This window comes from Kribbella sp. NPDC004536 (assembly GCF_042873835.1).
Classification (GTDB): domain Bacteria; phylum Actinomycetota; class Actinomycetes; order Propionibacteriales; family Kribbellaceae; genus Kribbella.
Map to the genome: position 1 here is coordinate 1,409,546 of NZ_JBIALY010000002.1, position 12,643 is coordinate 1,422,188.

The 12,643-nt window shown below is 69.1% G+C and carries 14 protein-coding genes; 10 read left to right on the top strand and 4 right to left on the bottom strand.

Translation table 11 applies throughout. The features are described from left to right. Nucleotides 1–25: 25 nt before the first annotated feature. Nucleotides 26–598, top strand: coding sequence for a dihydrofolate reductase family protein (locus ACFYRU_RS21545; protein WP_387661659.1), 573 nt, complete (start codon nt 26–28; stop codon nt 596–598). A 21-nt stretch (nt 599–619) separates the two neighbouring features. Beyond that, the gene (locus ACFYRU_RS21550; RefSeq protein WP_387661661.1) at nt 620–1,189 is read left to right on the top strand and encodes a GNAT family N-acetyltransferase; all 570 of its coding nucleotides are present in this window, start codon (nt 620–622) and stop codon (nt 1,187–1,189) included. On the opposite strand, the gene ACFYRU_RS21555 is transcribed toward ACFYRU_RS21550, so the two are convergent. Beyond that, nucleotides 1,167–1,553 carry a hypothetical protein gene (locus tag ACFYRU_RS21555; RefSeq protein ID WP_387661663.1) on the bottom strand — a complete coding sequence of 129 codons (387 nt, stop codon included), beginning with the start codon at nt 1,551–1,553 and terminating at the stop codon, nt 1,167–1,169. The genes ACFYRU_RS21550 and ACFYRU_RS21555 overlap by 23 nt on opposite strands. A 37-nt stretch (nt 1,554–1,590) precedes the next feature. Continuing rightward, nucleotides 1,591–3,306: a cation:proton antiporter gene (locus ACFYRU_RS21560; RefSeq protein WP_387661665.1), complete on the bottom strand. Its 1,716-nt coding sequence runs from the start codon at nt 3,304–3,306 to the stop codon at nt 1,591–1,593. 115 nt (nt 3,307–3,421) lie between these two features. Here ACFYRU_RS21560 and ACFYRU_RS21565 point away from each other — a divergent pair, with 115 nt between their 5' ends. The 5 genes from ACFYRU_RS21565 (at nt 3,422) to ACFYRU_RS21585 (ending at nt 6,153) form a co-directional block, all read left to right on the top strand. Continuing rightward, nucleotides 3,422–4,042 (top strand): VOC family protein, encoded by a 621-nt coding sequence (locus tag ACFYRU_RS21565; protein ID WP_387661667.1) that lies wholly within the window; start codon nt 3,422–3,424, stop codon nt 4,040–4,042. An 80-nt stretch (nt 4,043–4,122) separates the two neighbouring features. Further along, nucleotides 4,123–4,554 carry a VOC family protein gene (locus ACFYRU_RS21570; protein ID WP_387661669.1) on the top strand — a complete coding sequence of 144 codons (432 nt, stop codon included), beginning with the start codon at nt 4,123–4,125 and terminating at the stop codon, nt 4,552–4,554. Nucleotides 4,555–4,586: 32 nt separating this feature from the next. Then, on the top strand, nt 4,587–5,321 hold the full coding sequence (locus tag ACFYRU_RS21575) for a helix-turn-helix transcriptional regulator (RefSeq protein WP_387661671.1): 735 nt from the start codon (nt 4,587–4,589) through the stop codon (nt 5,319–5,321). Between the two features lie 63 nt (nt 5,322–5,384). After that, nucleotides 5,385–5,774 (top strand): VOC family protein, encoded by a 390-nt coding sequence (locus ACFYRU_RS21580; RefSeq protein WP_387661673.1) that lies wholly within the window; start codon nt 5,385–5,387, stop codon nt 5,772–5,774. Between the two features lie 10 nt (nt 5,775–5,784). Beyond that, nucleotides 5,785–6,153, top strand: a complete 369-nt coding sequence (locus ACFYRU_RS21585) for a hypothetical protein (RefSeq protein WP_387661675.1) — start codon at nt 5,785–5,787, stop codon at nt 6,151–6,153. Nucleotides 6,154–6,180: 27 nt separating this feature from the next. Here the strand turns inward: ACFYRU_RS21585 and ACFYRU_RS21590 are convergent, their stop codons facing one another. After that, nucleotides 6,181–6,930, bottom strand: a complete 750-nt coding sequence (locus ACFYRU_RS21590; RefSeq protein WP_387661677.1) for an SDR family NAD(P)-dependent oxidoreductase — start codon at nt 6,928–6,930, stop codon at nt 6,181–6,183. Between the two features lie 90 nt (nt 6,931–7,020). Between ACFYRU_RS21590 and ACFYRU_RS21595 the strand changes: the two genes are divergently transcribed. From ACFYRU_RS21595 to ACFYRU_RS21605, 3 genes are read left to right on the top strand one after another with little or no spacing between them, the layout of a single operon-like run. Then, complete coding sequence (locus tag ACFYRU_RS21595) at nt 7,021–7,635, top strand: TetR/AcrR family transcriptional regulator (RefSeq protein ID WP_387661679.1); 615 nt, start codon at nt 7,021–7,023, stop codon at nt 7,633–7,635. A gap of 10 nt (nt 7,636–7,645) precedes the next feature. Then, complete coding sequence (pta, locus tag ACFYRU_RS21600; protein WP_387661681.1) at nt 7,646–9,817, top strand: phosphate acetyltransferase; 2,172 nt, start codon at nt 7,646–7,648, stop codon at nt 9,815–9,817. Beyond that, the gene (locus ACFYRU_RS21605) at nt 9,814–10,989 is read left to right on the top strand and encodes an acetate/propionate family kinase (RefSeq protein WP_387661683.1); all 1,176 of its coding nucleotides are present in this window, start codon (nt 9,814–9,816) and stop codon (nt 10,987–10,989) included. The genes pta and ACFYRU_RS21605 overlap by 4 nt, the downstream gene beginning before the upstream one ends. Here the strand turns inward: ACFYRU_RS21605 and ACFYRU_RS21610 are convergent. Then, nucleotides 10,959–12,629 (bottom strand): SulP family inorganic anion transporter, encoded by a 1,671-nt coding sequence (locus ACFYRU_RS21610; protein WP_387661685.1) that lies wholly within the window; start codon nt 12,627–12,629, stop codon nt 10,959–10,961. The two genes, ACFYRU_RS21605 and ACFYRU_RS21610, sit on opposite strands and share 31 nt — an antisense overlap. Nucleotides 12,630–12,643: the final 14 nt, after the last annotated feature.

Consider the following 12,643-nt stretch of genomic DNA (forward strand, 5'->3'; position numbering starts at 1 on the left):
CAACCTACGAAGGAGCAACCACGACATGCGTAAGCTGATCACCACCGCGTTCATCTCGCTCGACGGCGTCGTGGAGGGACCGGGTGGCGAGAAGGAGTACCGGAACGCCGGATGGACCTTCAAGGACATCCCGTTCGACGAGGCGGCGTACACGCTCAAGGGCGAGGAGCAGGAAGAGGCCACCGCACTGCTGCTCGGCAGGGTCAGCTACGAGGCGTTCGCGCCGGTGTGGCCGACGATGCCCGAGTTCCCCGGCTACCTGGCGATGCCGAAGTACGTCGTGTCCACCACGCTCCAGGACAGCGACCTGGTGACGAACTGGAACGAGATCACCATCCTGCGCTCCCTCGACGACGTCGCCGCGCTGAAGGAGACCGAGGGCGGCCCGATCATCATCAACGGCAGCGCCACCCTGAACCGCAACCTCTCCGACGCCGGCCTGATCGACCAGTACAACCTGCTGGTCTTCCCGGTCCTGCTCGGCGCCGGCAAGCGCCTGTTCAGCGAAGCCGACCGCGACAAGCAGAGCCTCACGCTGACCTCCAGCGAGACCTACTCCAACGGCATCCAGAAGTTGACGTACGACGTACAACACTGACCGCTGTACTACGGTTCGCCCATGATCGACGTACGGCCGGCGGACGTGTTCGAGGATGTCCGGGCGGTGATCGGGCCGAAGTCCCCCACCGCCACGGTGTGCTTCTGCCTGAGCTACCGGATCCCGTCCAAGCTGAGCAACGCGCTACGAGGACAGGCTCGGGCGGAGTACGTCGCTGACTTGTGTGCGGCGAAGCCGGCGCCCGGGGTGCTGGCGTACGACGGGGAGACGCCGGTGGGATGGGCCGCGGTGGCGCCCCGGGCGGCGACGTCGTTCGCCCGGAACCGGAAGATCCCGCACCTCGACGAGCTGCCAGTGTGGTCGTTGTGGTGTATCCGGGTCCGGCCGGGGCATCGTGGGCAGGGGATCTCGCACGCACTGATCGCCGGGGCGGTCGACTTCGCGCGGGCGAACGGTGCGCCGGTCGTCGAGGCCTATCCGTTGGACAACGGCGAGAACAAGGTCGACCTGACGATGGCGTACGCCGGGGTCCGGAAGAACTTCGAGAACGCGGGGTTCGCCAAGGCGGCCGACACCACGTCGACGCTGGCCGGGCATCCGCGCGTTCTCATGCGCCTGGATCTTCGCTGAGCCAGCGGGCCGCGGCCTTGTAGGTGTCGTCCGGCGTCCGGTTGAAGGCGATCGCGGCGCCCGGCGAGTGCCGGCGGATCAGGTTGATAACCGTCTCGAACAGCCCGGACTGCTCCTCGGACCGCCGGATGCCGCCGCCCACGACCACGACCTCCCACGGTCGCGACGCGAGGGCCGCGCTCACGACCGCCTCGATGTCGTCGCTCCCGTCCAGCCCGACCAGACAAGTCTCGACCCCGACGCCGTGCGCGGCGAAGTCGTCCATCCCCGCCTGGATCCCGGTAGCCACCGGCCCCGGATCCCACGGCCCCGGCACCCGATACGGATCCAGCCCGATCACCAACACCCGCGGATCGCTCGTCATCGCAGGACACTACCGCTCGAAGCAGACCACGAACGGGTCAGGCGGTTGTGAAGCGTTGTTCGAGGGTGTCGAGGAAGGCTTGGACCTGGCGGTAGGTGTCTGTGGTGTAGGCACCTACTGTGCGTTCGGTGTTGAGGGCCTCGCGCATGGCGTCCAGGTAGCGGCGCTGGATGGTGGACATCTGTTCGCGGGTGTCGGGTTTGGTTTCGCGGAGTTGCTGGCTGCCGGAGACCAGGCGGGGAACGATACGGTCCTTGAGGGCGTGAACCACGTCGGGGTCGAGGGGTTCGCCGTCGACGGTCTGGTCCTCGAGCGGGCCGAGCGTGTCGATCGCGGCGGAGCCGATCTGGCGCATCAGTTCCTGGACGGAGTCGCGCTTGTCCTCGGCGCTTTCCGAGGTGAAGCGCATCTTCGCGATCACCGCGGGCAGCGAGATACCGAATGCGACGAGCGTGATCAGCGCGACGACGAAGGCCGCGAGTACGACGGTCGCGCGGTGCGGCGTACCGGCCGGGATGGTCTGGGCCGCGGCGACGGTGACGACGCCGCGCATCCCGGCCCAGGCAAGGACAAGGAGACCGCGGCCCGTGATCGGCTCGCGTTCCTCGAAGTCGGCGTCGGCCCGGCCGCGGGCCAACCGTTTGCGCGCCCACGCGACCCGGTTCTCCTCCCGCGGGCTCGACGGCTCCATCGCCTCCAGGCGTTCCTCGAACTGGTCGAGCTGAGCATGCACCTGCTCATGCCGATCAGCCGGACCGAAGTGGCTCTGCAGCGCCGGCCACGCCAGCCCGAGGAACCGCAGCGCGATCAGCAGCCCGACCACGAGCAGTACGAGCCCCGTCATCTCCCCGAACGACGTCTCCGTCCGAGCGTCGTTCACCAGCTCCGGCAACTCGTACCCCATCGCGAGGAAGACGCCGCTCTCCAGGATGAAGCTGATCGTCGTCCACGTCGTCGACTGCGTCTGCCGGTCACGCGCACTGAACCGCCGGTTCCCGAGCGCGCCGGTCAGCAGCCCTGCGATCACCACGGCGAGTACGCCGGACGCGTGCGCCTCCTCCGCCGGGAAGTACGCGAGGAACGGCACCGCGAACGAGATCGTCGTGTTCAGTACCGGATCGTCGAGCCGCTGGCGCAACAGAACGGTCAGCAGGCCGACCGCGCCACCGATCAGGATCGCGCCGACGACCGCCCACACGAAGTCGAGAACGGTGTGCCCGAAGCTGAAGTGGGTGGTCACGGCCAGCGCGGCCAGCGCCGTACGCAGCACGACCAGCGCCGACGCGTCGTTGACCAGGCTCTCACCTTCGAGCACGGTCATCAGCCGTGGCGGCAGCCCGACCCGGTGCCCGATCGCGGTCGCCGCAACCGCGTCCGTCGGGCTGACCACGGCGCCGAGCGCGACCGCCAGCGCGAACGAGATGTTCGGGAAGACCGCGTGGACCAGCGCCCCGATCACCAGCGCGGACACGATCACCATCACGACGGACAACCACGAGATCAGCCCGAAGTTGCGCCGTACGTCGATCACCGGCAACTTCACCGCGGACGTGTACAGCAACGGCGGCAGTACGCCCGCGAGGATGGTCTCGGGCTCGATGTGGATGGCCGGCGTACTCGGCAGGTAACTGGCGCCGATCCCGAGCGCGACCAGCAGCAGCGGCGCCGCGACGCCGGTCCGTCGCGCGAAGACCGACGCCGCGATCATGATCGCGAGCCCGGCACCGGCAATCAGCACGAACTGGTGGTCCACGCGACCGGAGTCTACGGCGGGCCAGGGTGGGAACCAGGGATTCACACTGGTGTCACGGGCCGGGCATGACGGCAGATTAGGTGTCAGCGCAACACACAGATCCCTGGAGGAAGTCATGAGCACCGACCTGAAGTTCGAAGCCGTTGTCATCCCGGTGGCCGACGCCGACCGGGCGAAGGAGTTCTACACCGGTCTCGGCTGGCGCCTGGACGCGGACTTCGCGTTCGACAACGGGTTCCGGGTCGTCCAGTTCACGCCGCCGGGCTCCCCCGCGTCGGTCCAGTTCGGTACCGGCATCACCACCGCGGAGCCCGGTACGGCGCAGGGCCTCTACCTGGTCGTCGACGACATCGAGGCCGCGCGGTCCGAGCTGCTCGCGGCCGGCACGAAGGTCACCGACGTGTTCCACCCGAGCACACCGGGCGCCCAGTTCGAGGCAGCTCCGGACGGACGCGTGGCAGGCCCCGCGGACGGCCGCTCGAGCTACAGCTCCTTCGCCACCTTCGGCGACCCCGACGGCAACACCTGGCTGCTGCAGGAAGTCACCAAGCGGCTCCCCGGCCGCGTCGACGACGCGACGTACACCTCGGTCGACGACCTCGAGGCCGCCCTGCGCCGGGCCGCCGGCGCCCACGGCGAGCACGAGGCCCGCACCGGTCAGGCCGACGAGAACTGGCCGGCCTGGTACGCCGCCTACATGGTGGCCGAGCGCACCGGTTCCGAACTTCCGCAGTAGAACGTGTAGAGAACATGTAGAGAACGCCGCCGCGGCTCCGTCCTCCGGGCAAAGAACCACTACCGGAGGAGAATCACGAGATGGCAATCAAGCGCATGGACCACATCGGCGTCGTGGTCGAGGACCTGGCGGCGGCGAGGGACTTCTTCTTGGAGCTCGGCATGGAGCTCGTCGGCGAGACCACGGTCTCCGGGCCGTGGGTGGAAGGCGTGTCCGGGTTGCCCGGGGTCGTCGCGGACATCTCGTTCCTGCGTACCCCGGACGGCCACGGGCAGCTCGAGCTGACGAAGTACCAGACGCCGCTCGCCACGACCGCGGAGCCGTCGGCGCCGCCGAACACGCTCGGGATCCGGAACCTGATGTTCGCCGTCGACGACGTCCACGACACTGTCGAGCGGCTGAAGGCGCACGGCGGCGAGCTGGTCGGGACGATCGAGGAATACACGCCGTCGAAGTACTTCTGCTACCTGCGCGGCCCGCAGGGCGTCATCGTCGCGCTCGCCGAGGACTGAGAATGTCGGTGGCGCCGTCTAGCGTGCGCCACATGAACCGGATCGATCGGCTGTACGCCCTCGCGGAGGAGCTGCGTGCGGCCGGACCCCGCGGGCGGACGGCGCGGCAGCTGGCGGCACGCTTCGAGGTCAGCGTACGGACCATCGAGCGCGACCTGAGCGCGCTCGGGCAGGCCGGCGTACCGCTCGCGACCAAGCAAGGACGCACCGGCGGCTACTCGGTGGACCGCGCGATGAGCCTCCCGCCGCTGAACTTCACACCGCGGGAGGCGATGGCGGTCGCGGTCGCGCTGAGCCGCGGCGACCACGTCCTGTTCGCGCGCGACGCACGGACCGCGCTGCAGAAGATCGTCGCCGCGATGCCGCAGCGGGACCTCGACGAGGCCCGGACGGCGGCCGCGAAGGTCCGCCTGCTGGTGCAGCCGGTGCCCGATCCGGACGGCGAGGTCGCCGAGCAGATCTGGCGCGCGGTCCGCGACAACCAGGTGCTGCGGATCCAGTACACCGATGTCGGCGGCGTCGAGACGCTCCGCGAGATCGAGCCGCAACATGTCGTCGTCGGCCCGAACGGGTCGTACCTGACCGCCTGGTGCCACCTCCGTCAGGAGGACCGGGTGTTCCGGATGGACCGGATCAGCAAGGCCGAGCGGTCGGTCACGCTGCCGCAGCGCCCGCCCGCGTCCGGCGACCTGCACGTCGACGGGTACGAGACCAAGCTGCCGGACGCCGCGCTGCGTCCGGAAGATCTTTTTCCAACTCCGACATAGGGCTGTCGCGAACCGCTGACAGCGTGGTTCTCACAAGCCCATTCGAGTTGAAGGAGAAGTTCCATGAGTACTCCCGCACCTGGCACGCTGGCGTGGTTCGAGGTCGCGACCGACAACCCGGACGCCGCCGAGAAGTTCTACGGCAGCCTGTTCGACTGGTCGTTCGACTCGTCCGGGAGCCTGACGTCCGGCGGCCTCGACTACCGCAACATCACCGCGTCCGGCGCGCCGCAGCCGATGGGCGGCCTGTTCGCGACCAACGGCGAACTGCCGAACCACGCCGTCTTCTACATCCTGGTCGCCGACGTCGAGGCGACCTGCACCGACGCCGAGCAGCTCGGTGGCACGGTGGTGAACAAGCGGATCGGCAACGGTGGCGGTACGCCGGACTTCGCGTACCTGCGCGACCCGTCGGGCAACCAGTTCGCGGTCTTCACCCCGCGTCCTGAGTGATGTCACCGCCATGTCCCCGTCCGCGTCCCCGTCCCCGCCGGCCTCCGGCGGGGACGCCGCCCGTGAGCTGTACGACGAACTCACCGACGACCTGCTCTACGACCCGGCCATCGGCCGCGGCACGATCATGGGCCACCCGTGCATCCGGCTCGCCGGCCAGTTCGTCACCTGCCTCGAACGCAACGGCACCGGACTCATCCTGAAGCTCCCCGCCGACCGCGTCAGCACCCTGATTGCCGAAGGCACCGGAGTCCCGTTCACCGCCAACCGGACCCCGATGCGCGAATGGATAACAATCCCAACCGCCGACCGCCCAACCTGGCAAGCCCTTCTCGCCGAAGCAGTCACCTTCGCCCGCAGCAAAGTAGCTGCACCGTGAGGGTGTGCGCCCAGGTCTGAGGGCGCCTCAGACTGCCAGGCGGCCGCCGTCGATGGGGAGGGTGGCGCCGTGGATGAGGGAGGCTGTGTCGGAGGCGAGGAAGACGATGCCGGCGGCAACTTCGGTTGGGGTGCCGACGCGTTGGAGGGGTGTCGTACCGGCGAGGTTGTCGAGGTTCTCGCCCATTACTGCTGTGCCCTCGGTGCGGGTGGGGCCCGGGCTGACCGCGTTCACCCGGACGCCGGACGGTCCGAACTCGGCGGCCCAGGCGCGGGTCAGCAGTTCCACGGCCGCCTTGCTCGAGCCGTACGCCGCCATGCCTGCCATCCCGAAGTACGCGACCATCGTCGTCACGTTCACGATCGCCCCGGATCCGCGGGCCGCCATCAGCGGGGCCAGTTCCGCGACCAGGTAGAACGGCGCGCGTACGTTCACCGCGTACACGGCGTCGAAGTCGGCGTCCGTGACGTCGGCGGTCGGGCCGAACGGGAAGATGCCGGCGTTGTTGACCAGTACGTCGACGTGACCGCCGCCGAGGTCGATCGCCTGCTTCGCCAGCGAGCGCACGCTCGCCAGGTCGCTCAGGTCGGCCGGTACGAAGTCCGCCGCCCCGCCGCCCGCGCGGATCCCGTCGACCACCTGCTGCCCGCGATCGACATCCCGCCCGCTGATCACGACGTGCGCGCCGCGCGCCGCGAGCTGCTCGGCCACCGCCCGGCCGATCCCGCTGTTGCCACCGGTCACGAGCGCGGTCCGGCCGGCGAAGTCCTGCGTCATATCGGTTTCCATCCACTAGTTGGAGTCGGTACCCCGATAGTTCTCCGACGAAATTGGAGTATCAACTCCAAAATCTGTACGTTGGGCGGCATGACCAATCGGCTGACCAGGAAGGGCCAGGCGACCCGGGACCGGATCGTGGTGGCCGCGGCCCAGTTGATGCTCGAGCAGGGCGTCGCGCGGACCACGATCGAGGACATCCAGGCGGCCGCCGGGGTGAGCCCGTCGCAGCTCTACCACTACTTCCCGGGCAAGGACGCGCTGGTGTCGGCGGTGATCGACCATCAGACGACGCGAACGCTCGACATCCACCACGAGCCCCTGCAACGCCTCGACTCGATCGATGCGCTCGGTCATTGGCGGGATCTGATGATCGGGAAGCTGACCGAGATGCGGTGCATCGGCGGGTGCCCGCTGGGCTCGCTCGCGAGTGACCTGTCAGAGAGCGACCCGGTCGCGCGGGTCCAGTTGGCCGGTGCGTTCGCGCAGTGGCAGGAGCTGATCCGGGTGGGCCTGACCGACATGCAGTCCCGTGGCGAACTGGCGGCCGAGGCCGATCCGGACGAGCTGGCGGTCGCGATGCTGGCCGCCGTACAGGGTGGGCTGCTGCTGAGCCAGGTGAGCCGGGACCCAGCGCCGCTGCGGATCGCGGTCGACACGATGATCAGCCACCTGCACGCCTTGACGCGTCCTGCCGTTACGTAGGGTTCGCGGTATGGGTAGCAGTGTCTACGTTGCTTCTGTGGAGGGGACCACCGGGAAGTCGACGGTGGCTCTCGGTGTGCTGCATCAGTTGTCGCGGCGGGTCGGGCGGGTCGCTGTGTTCCGGCCGATCGTGCGGGCCGACACCGCGACGCATGGTGGGCGGGACTACGTTCTCGATCTGCTGATCTCGCAGGATTCGGTCGACCAGGCGTACGAGGACGGGGTCGGCGTGACGTACGACGCCGTCCACGACGATCCTGACGCAGCGCTGGACACGATCGTGCAGCGGTACCACGCGGTGGCCGAGAAGGCTGATGCGGTGCTGATCGTCGGGAGCGACTACACCGACGTCGGTACGCCGACGGAGTTCTCGTTCAACGCGAAGATCGCGGCGAATCTCGGTGCCCCGGTGCTGCTCGTGCTGAACGGGTACGACCGGACCCCGCACGACGTCCGCGCGATCGCCGACATGGCCGCCGCCGAACTGGCCGCAAACCACGGCTCGCTGTTCGCCGTGATCGCAAACCGCGTCGGCACCGACACAGGCGAGATCCGCGCGGAGGGCGGCACAGAAGGCGGCACAGAAGGCGGCACGGGAGGCGGCGGGGCGGAAGGCGGGGGCGCGGACGGTGGTCGTGCGGCGTTGGTTGCGGCGCTCGAGGGTGTGGGGGCGCCGGCGTTTGCGATTCCTGAGGAGGCGTTGCTGAATCAGCCGCTGGTCGCGGACTTTCTGGCGCCGATCGACGGGCGGTTGCTCAGCGGCGATCCGCAGCTCCTGACCCGCGAGGTCACCGGGCTGATGATCGCCGGCATGACCATGCCGAACGTGCTCGACCGCCTCTTCGAGGGTGCCGCCGTCGTCACCGCCGGCGACCGCCCGGAGGTCGTGCTCGGCGTCGTGATGGCGCACGCGTCCCGCAACTTCCCGCAGATCGCCGCGATCATCCTCAACGGCGGCTTCGAACTCCCGAACCAGGTCCAGCGCCTGATCGAAGGCCTCGGCGTCACCCTCCCGCTGATCGAAACCGATCTCGGTACGCAGGCCACGTCCACCAAACTCACCGCGGTCCGCGGCCGCCTGACCAAGGACGCGCCGCGCAAGATCGACACCGCGCTCGCCCTCTTCGACCAGTACGTCGACGGCCCGGCGCTCCTTGATCAGCTCGCCCTCGCCCGGAGCAGCGCCGTCACCCCGCTCATGTTCGAGCACCAACTCGTGGACCGAGCCGTCTCCGACCGCCGCCACATCGTCCTGCCGGAGGGCGAGGAGGAGCGGATCCTCCGGGCCGCCGACGTACTCCTCCGCCGCGGTGTCGCGGACCTCACGCTGCTCGGCGACCCGACCACGATCAGCCAGAAGGCCGCGACGCTCGGCGTCGACGTGAGCGCGGCGACCGTCGTACATCCCGAGCACAGCGAGCTGACCGAACGATTCGCCGCGGAGTACCACCGGCTGCGGCAGCACCGTGGCGTCGACCTCGACCGGGCCCGCGAACTTGTCCGGGACGTGTCGTACTTCGGCACGATGATGGTCCAGCTCGGACTCGCGGACGGGATGGTGTCCGGCGCTGTACACACCACCGCGCACACGATCCGGCCGGCGCTCGAGGTGGTGAAGACCGTACCGGGCGTCTCCGTGGTCTCGTCGGTGTTCTTCATGTGCCTGGAGAACCAGGTCCTGGTGTACGGGGACTGCGCGGTGAACCCGGATCCGAACGCGGAGCAGCTCGCGGACATCGCGATCTCGTCGGCCGCGACCGCCGCCGCGTTCGGGGTCGAGCCGCGGGTGGCGATGCTGTCGTACTCGACCGGCTCGTCCGGCACGGGAACCGATGTGGAAAAGGTGTCCAAGGCAACGAACATCGTCCGCGAGCGCGCACCGGAGCTGCTGGTCGAGGGCCCGATCCAGTACGACGCCGCGATCGACGCGGCCGTGGCGCGGACCAAGTTGCCGGACTCCCCCGTCGCCGGTAAGGCAACGGTCTTCGTGTTCCCCGACCTCAACACCGGCAACAACACGTACAAGGCAGTGCAGCGATCGGCCAACGCAGTCGCGGTCGGTCCGGTACTGCAGGGTCTACGGAAACCGGTGAACGACCTGTCCCGCGGAGCAACGGTCCGCGACATCATCAACACGGTCGCGATCACCGCGATCCAGGCACAGCAGGGTGGGACACGATGACTCAACACGTGCTGGTGATCAACGCGGGCTCGTCGTCGTTGAAGTACAGCCTGGTCGACGCGGCGACCGGCGAGGCGGCGGCAACCGGGCTCGTGGAGCGGATCGGCGAGGAGCAGAGCCACCACGTGCACAACGGCCACGAGGACGATCAGCCGGTCGCCGACCACGAGGCGGCGCTCGAGGCTGCGGTGCAGGCGTTCGAGAAGCACGGCCCGGCGCTGTCCGAGGTGGAGATCGTCGCGGTCGGGCATCGTGTCGTGCACGGTGGCGACCGGTTCGCGGCGCCGGCGCTGGTGGACGACGACCTGATCGCCGCGGTGACCGACCTGGTACCGCTCGCACCGCTGCACAACCCGGCGAACCTCGAGGGCATCGAGGTCGCCCGCCGGTTGTTTCCGGATCTCCCGCACGTCGCGGTGTTCGACACCGCGTTCCATCAGACGTTGCCGCCGTACGCGTACACCTACGCCGTACCGTCGTCATGGCTGGACGACTACGGGATCCGGCGGTACGGGTTCCACGGTACGTCGCACGCGTTCGTGTCGGGGCAGGCGGCGAAGGTCCTCGGCCGCGATCCGGGCGACGTCAACGTGATCGTGCTGCATCTCGGGAACGGCTGCTCGGCCGCGGCCGTCCGGGGCGGGAAGTCGGTCGACACGTCGATGGGGTTCACACCGCTGGAGGGTCTGGTGATGGGGACCCGCTCGGGCGATGTCGATCCGGCGATCCACGGGCACCTCGCCCGGGTCGCGGGCCGGACCGCGGAGGAGACGGACCGCTCGCTGAACTCCGAGTCCGGGCTCAAGGGCCTGACCGGCGTGAACGATTTCCGCGAGGTACTGCGGCTGCGCGAGAACGGCGACGAACGGGCCGCGCTGGCGTTCGACCTGTACTGCTACCGGCTGAAGAAGTACATCGGCGCGTACTACGCCGTCCTCGGGACCGTCGACGCGATCGTGTTCACCGCGGGCGTCGGGCAGCACTCCGCCGAGGCCCGCGCGGCCGCGGTCACCGGCCTCGAAGGGCTCGGCATCCACCTGGACCCGGCCCGCAACGCCTCGCACGATCAGGTCGTCTCCACCGACGAGAGCCCGGTCAAAGTGTTGGTCATCCCAACGAACGAGGAGTGGGAGATCGCGCGTCAGTCCGTGGCGGTCCTGGCCGCTCGCTGAAACGCCTCGACCGCGGTGGGCAGGGTGTAGAACACGCGGTCGGCGCCGAGGCGGTCGAGGAACCCGGCCGCTTGCAGGTCGTCGCGGAGCTCCTGTTTGACGCGGGCGAGGGCCAGCACGATGCCGCGGGCCTCGAGTTCGTCCTGCAGCGCCTCGAGCGCGTCGATCGCAGTGATGTCGATCCCGACATTCGCCTCGGTGTTCAGCAGTAGCCACTGCACCGGCGTCGTCGCGGCGTCGACGGCACCGAGCGCGCGGCGGTGGAAGTCCTCGGCGTTCGCGAAGAACAACGGCGAGTCGTACCGGTACACGACCAGCCCCGGCACCGGCCGCGCGTCCGGGTAGTCGTCGATGTCGTGCATACCAGCGATCCCGGGTACGTACCCGAGGATGCCGTCGTGCGGGCGGGCGACCCGGCGCAGGACGTCGAGTACGGACAACGCGACCGCCACGAGGACGCCGTACAGGACATCGAACGCGACGACGCCGACGGTCGTCGCCAGCGCCAGCAAGAACTCGCTCCGGCGGAACGACGCGATCCGGCGGAACTCGCCCAGCTCGATCAGCCGCACAGCGGCGTACACGACCAGCGCGCCGAGTGCGGGGATCGGGAAAGCTTCGAGGAGCGGCCCCGCGAACAGGAGCGTGGCGACGATCGCCAGCGCGGCGACCAGCGAGTACACCTGGCTCTTCGCGCGCGACGCTTCGGCGAGCGCCGTACGGCTGCCGCTGCTGCTGATCGGGAAGCCGCGGAACAGACCGGCGGTCACGTTGGCGAGGCCCAGTACGAGCAACTCGCGACCTGGATCGGTACGGCCACCGCCACGCGCGGCGAAGGCGCGCCCGGTGAGCACAGTGTCGGTGTAGCCGACAAGCGCGACGCCGACGGCAGGCAGGGCGAGGATGCCGAGGTCGTGTGCGGTGAACGACGGCACGTGCGGAACCGGGAGACCGCTCGGCACCGAACCGACCAGCGCCACTCCCCTGTCGCCGAGCTTCGCGACCCACGCGACCAAGGCGGCCAGTGCCACGACCACGAGTGGACCAGGCAGCCGCGGAGTCCACCTGGCCAGCGCGAACAGCAACACCAAAGCGATCAGTGACATCACCACCGGTGCGAGCTTCCACTGGCCAATGAGTTTCAGCGCCGAGACGACCTCCGCCGGCGGTGAGTCACCTTTGACGGGAGCACCGGTGAGACGGCCCAGCTGGCCGGTCATCATGATCACGGCGATCCCGGTCAGGTACCCGACGAGCACCGGCTTGGACAGCAGGTCGGCAAGGAACCCAAGCCGCGCGGCCCATCCCACGACACAGATCACGCCGACCAGCAACGCGAGCACAGCAGCCAGAGCGGCGTACCTTGCTGGGTCGCCCGCAGCCAGTGGTCCGACCGCGGTCGCCGTCAACAGTGCGGTGGTCGACTCCGGACCGAGTGACAGCAGCCGCGACGATCCGAGCAGGAAGTAGACCACCAAGGGCCCAAGCGCGACCCACAACCCGGCCACCGCGGGCAACCCGGCAAGCTGCGCGTACGCCATCACCTGCGGCACGAAGTACGCCGCCACCGTCAGCCCCGCGACCAGGTCGTACCGCAGCCACCCACGCCGGTACTGCCGCAGCGCCTCGACTCCTGACACGTTGCACCTTCCAG

Excerpts from the sequence above, each read along its gene's own strand:
- ACFYRU_RS21545 (WP_387661659.1), top strand. The coding sequence starts at position 26 with ATGCGTAAGCTGATCACCACCGCGTTCATCTCGCTCGACGGCGTCGTG.
- ACFYRU_RS21550 (WP_387661661.1), top strand. The coding sequence starts at position 620 with ATGATCGACGTACGGCCGGCGGACGTGTTCGAGGATGTCCGGGCGGTG.
- ACFYRU_RS21555 (WP_387661663.1), bottom strand. The coding sequence starts at position 1,553 with ATGACGAGCGATCCGCGGGTGTTGGTGATCGGGCTGGATCCGTATCGG.
- ACFYRU_RS21565 (WP_387661667.1), top strand. The coding sequence starts at position 3,422 with ATGAGCACCGACCTGAAGTTCGAAGCCGTTGTCATCCCGGTGGCCGAC.
- ACFYRU_RS21570 (WP_387661669.1), top strand. The coding sequence starts at position 4,123 with ATGGCAATCAAGCGCATGGACCACATCGGCGTCGTGGTCGAGGACCTG.
- ACFYRU_RS21575 (WP_387661671.1), top strand. The coding sequence starts at position 4,587 with ATGAACCGGATCGATCGGCTGTACGCCCTCGCGGAGGAGCTGCGTGCG.
- ACFYRU_RS21580 (WP_387661673.1), top strand. The coding sequence starts at position 5,385 with ATGAGTACTCCCGCACCTGGCACGCTGGCGTGGTTCGAGGTCGCGACC.
- ACFYRU_RS21585 (WP_387661675.1), top strand. The coding sequence starts at position 5,785 with ATGTCCCCGTCCGCGTCCCCGTCCCCGCCGGCCTCCGGCGGGGACGCC.
- ACFYRU_RS21590 (WP_387661677.1), bottom strand. The coding sequence starts at position 6,930 with ATGACGCAGGACTTCGCCGGCCGGACCGCGCTCGTGACCGGTGGCAAC.
- ACFYRU_RS21595 (WP_387661679.1), top strand. The coding sequence starts at position 7,021 with ATGACCAATCGGCTGACCAGGAAGGGCCAGGCGACCCGGGACCGGATC.
- pta (WP_387661681.1), top strand. The coding sequence starts at position 7,646 with ATGGGTAGCAGTGTCTACGTTGCTTCTGTGGAGGGGACCACCGGGAAG.
- ACFYRU_RS21605 (WP_387661683.1), top strand. The coding sequence starts at position 9,814 with ATGACTCAACACGTGCTGGTGATCAACGCGGGCTCGTCGTCGTTGAAG.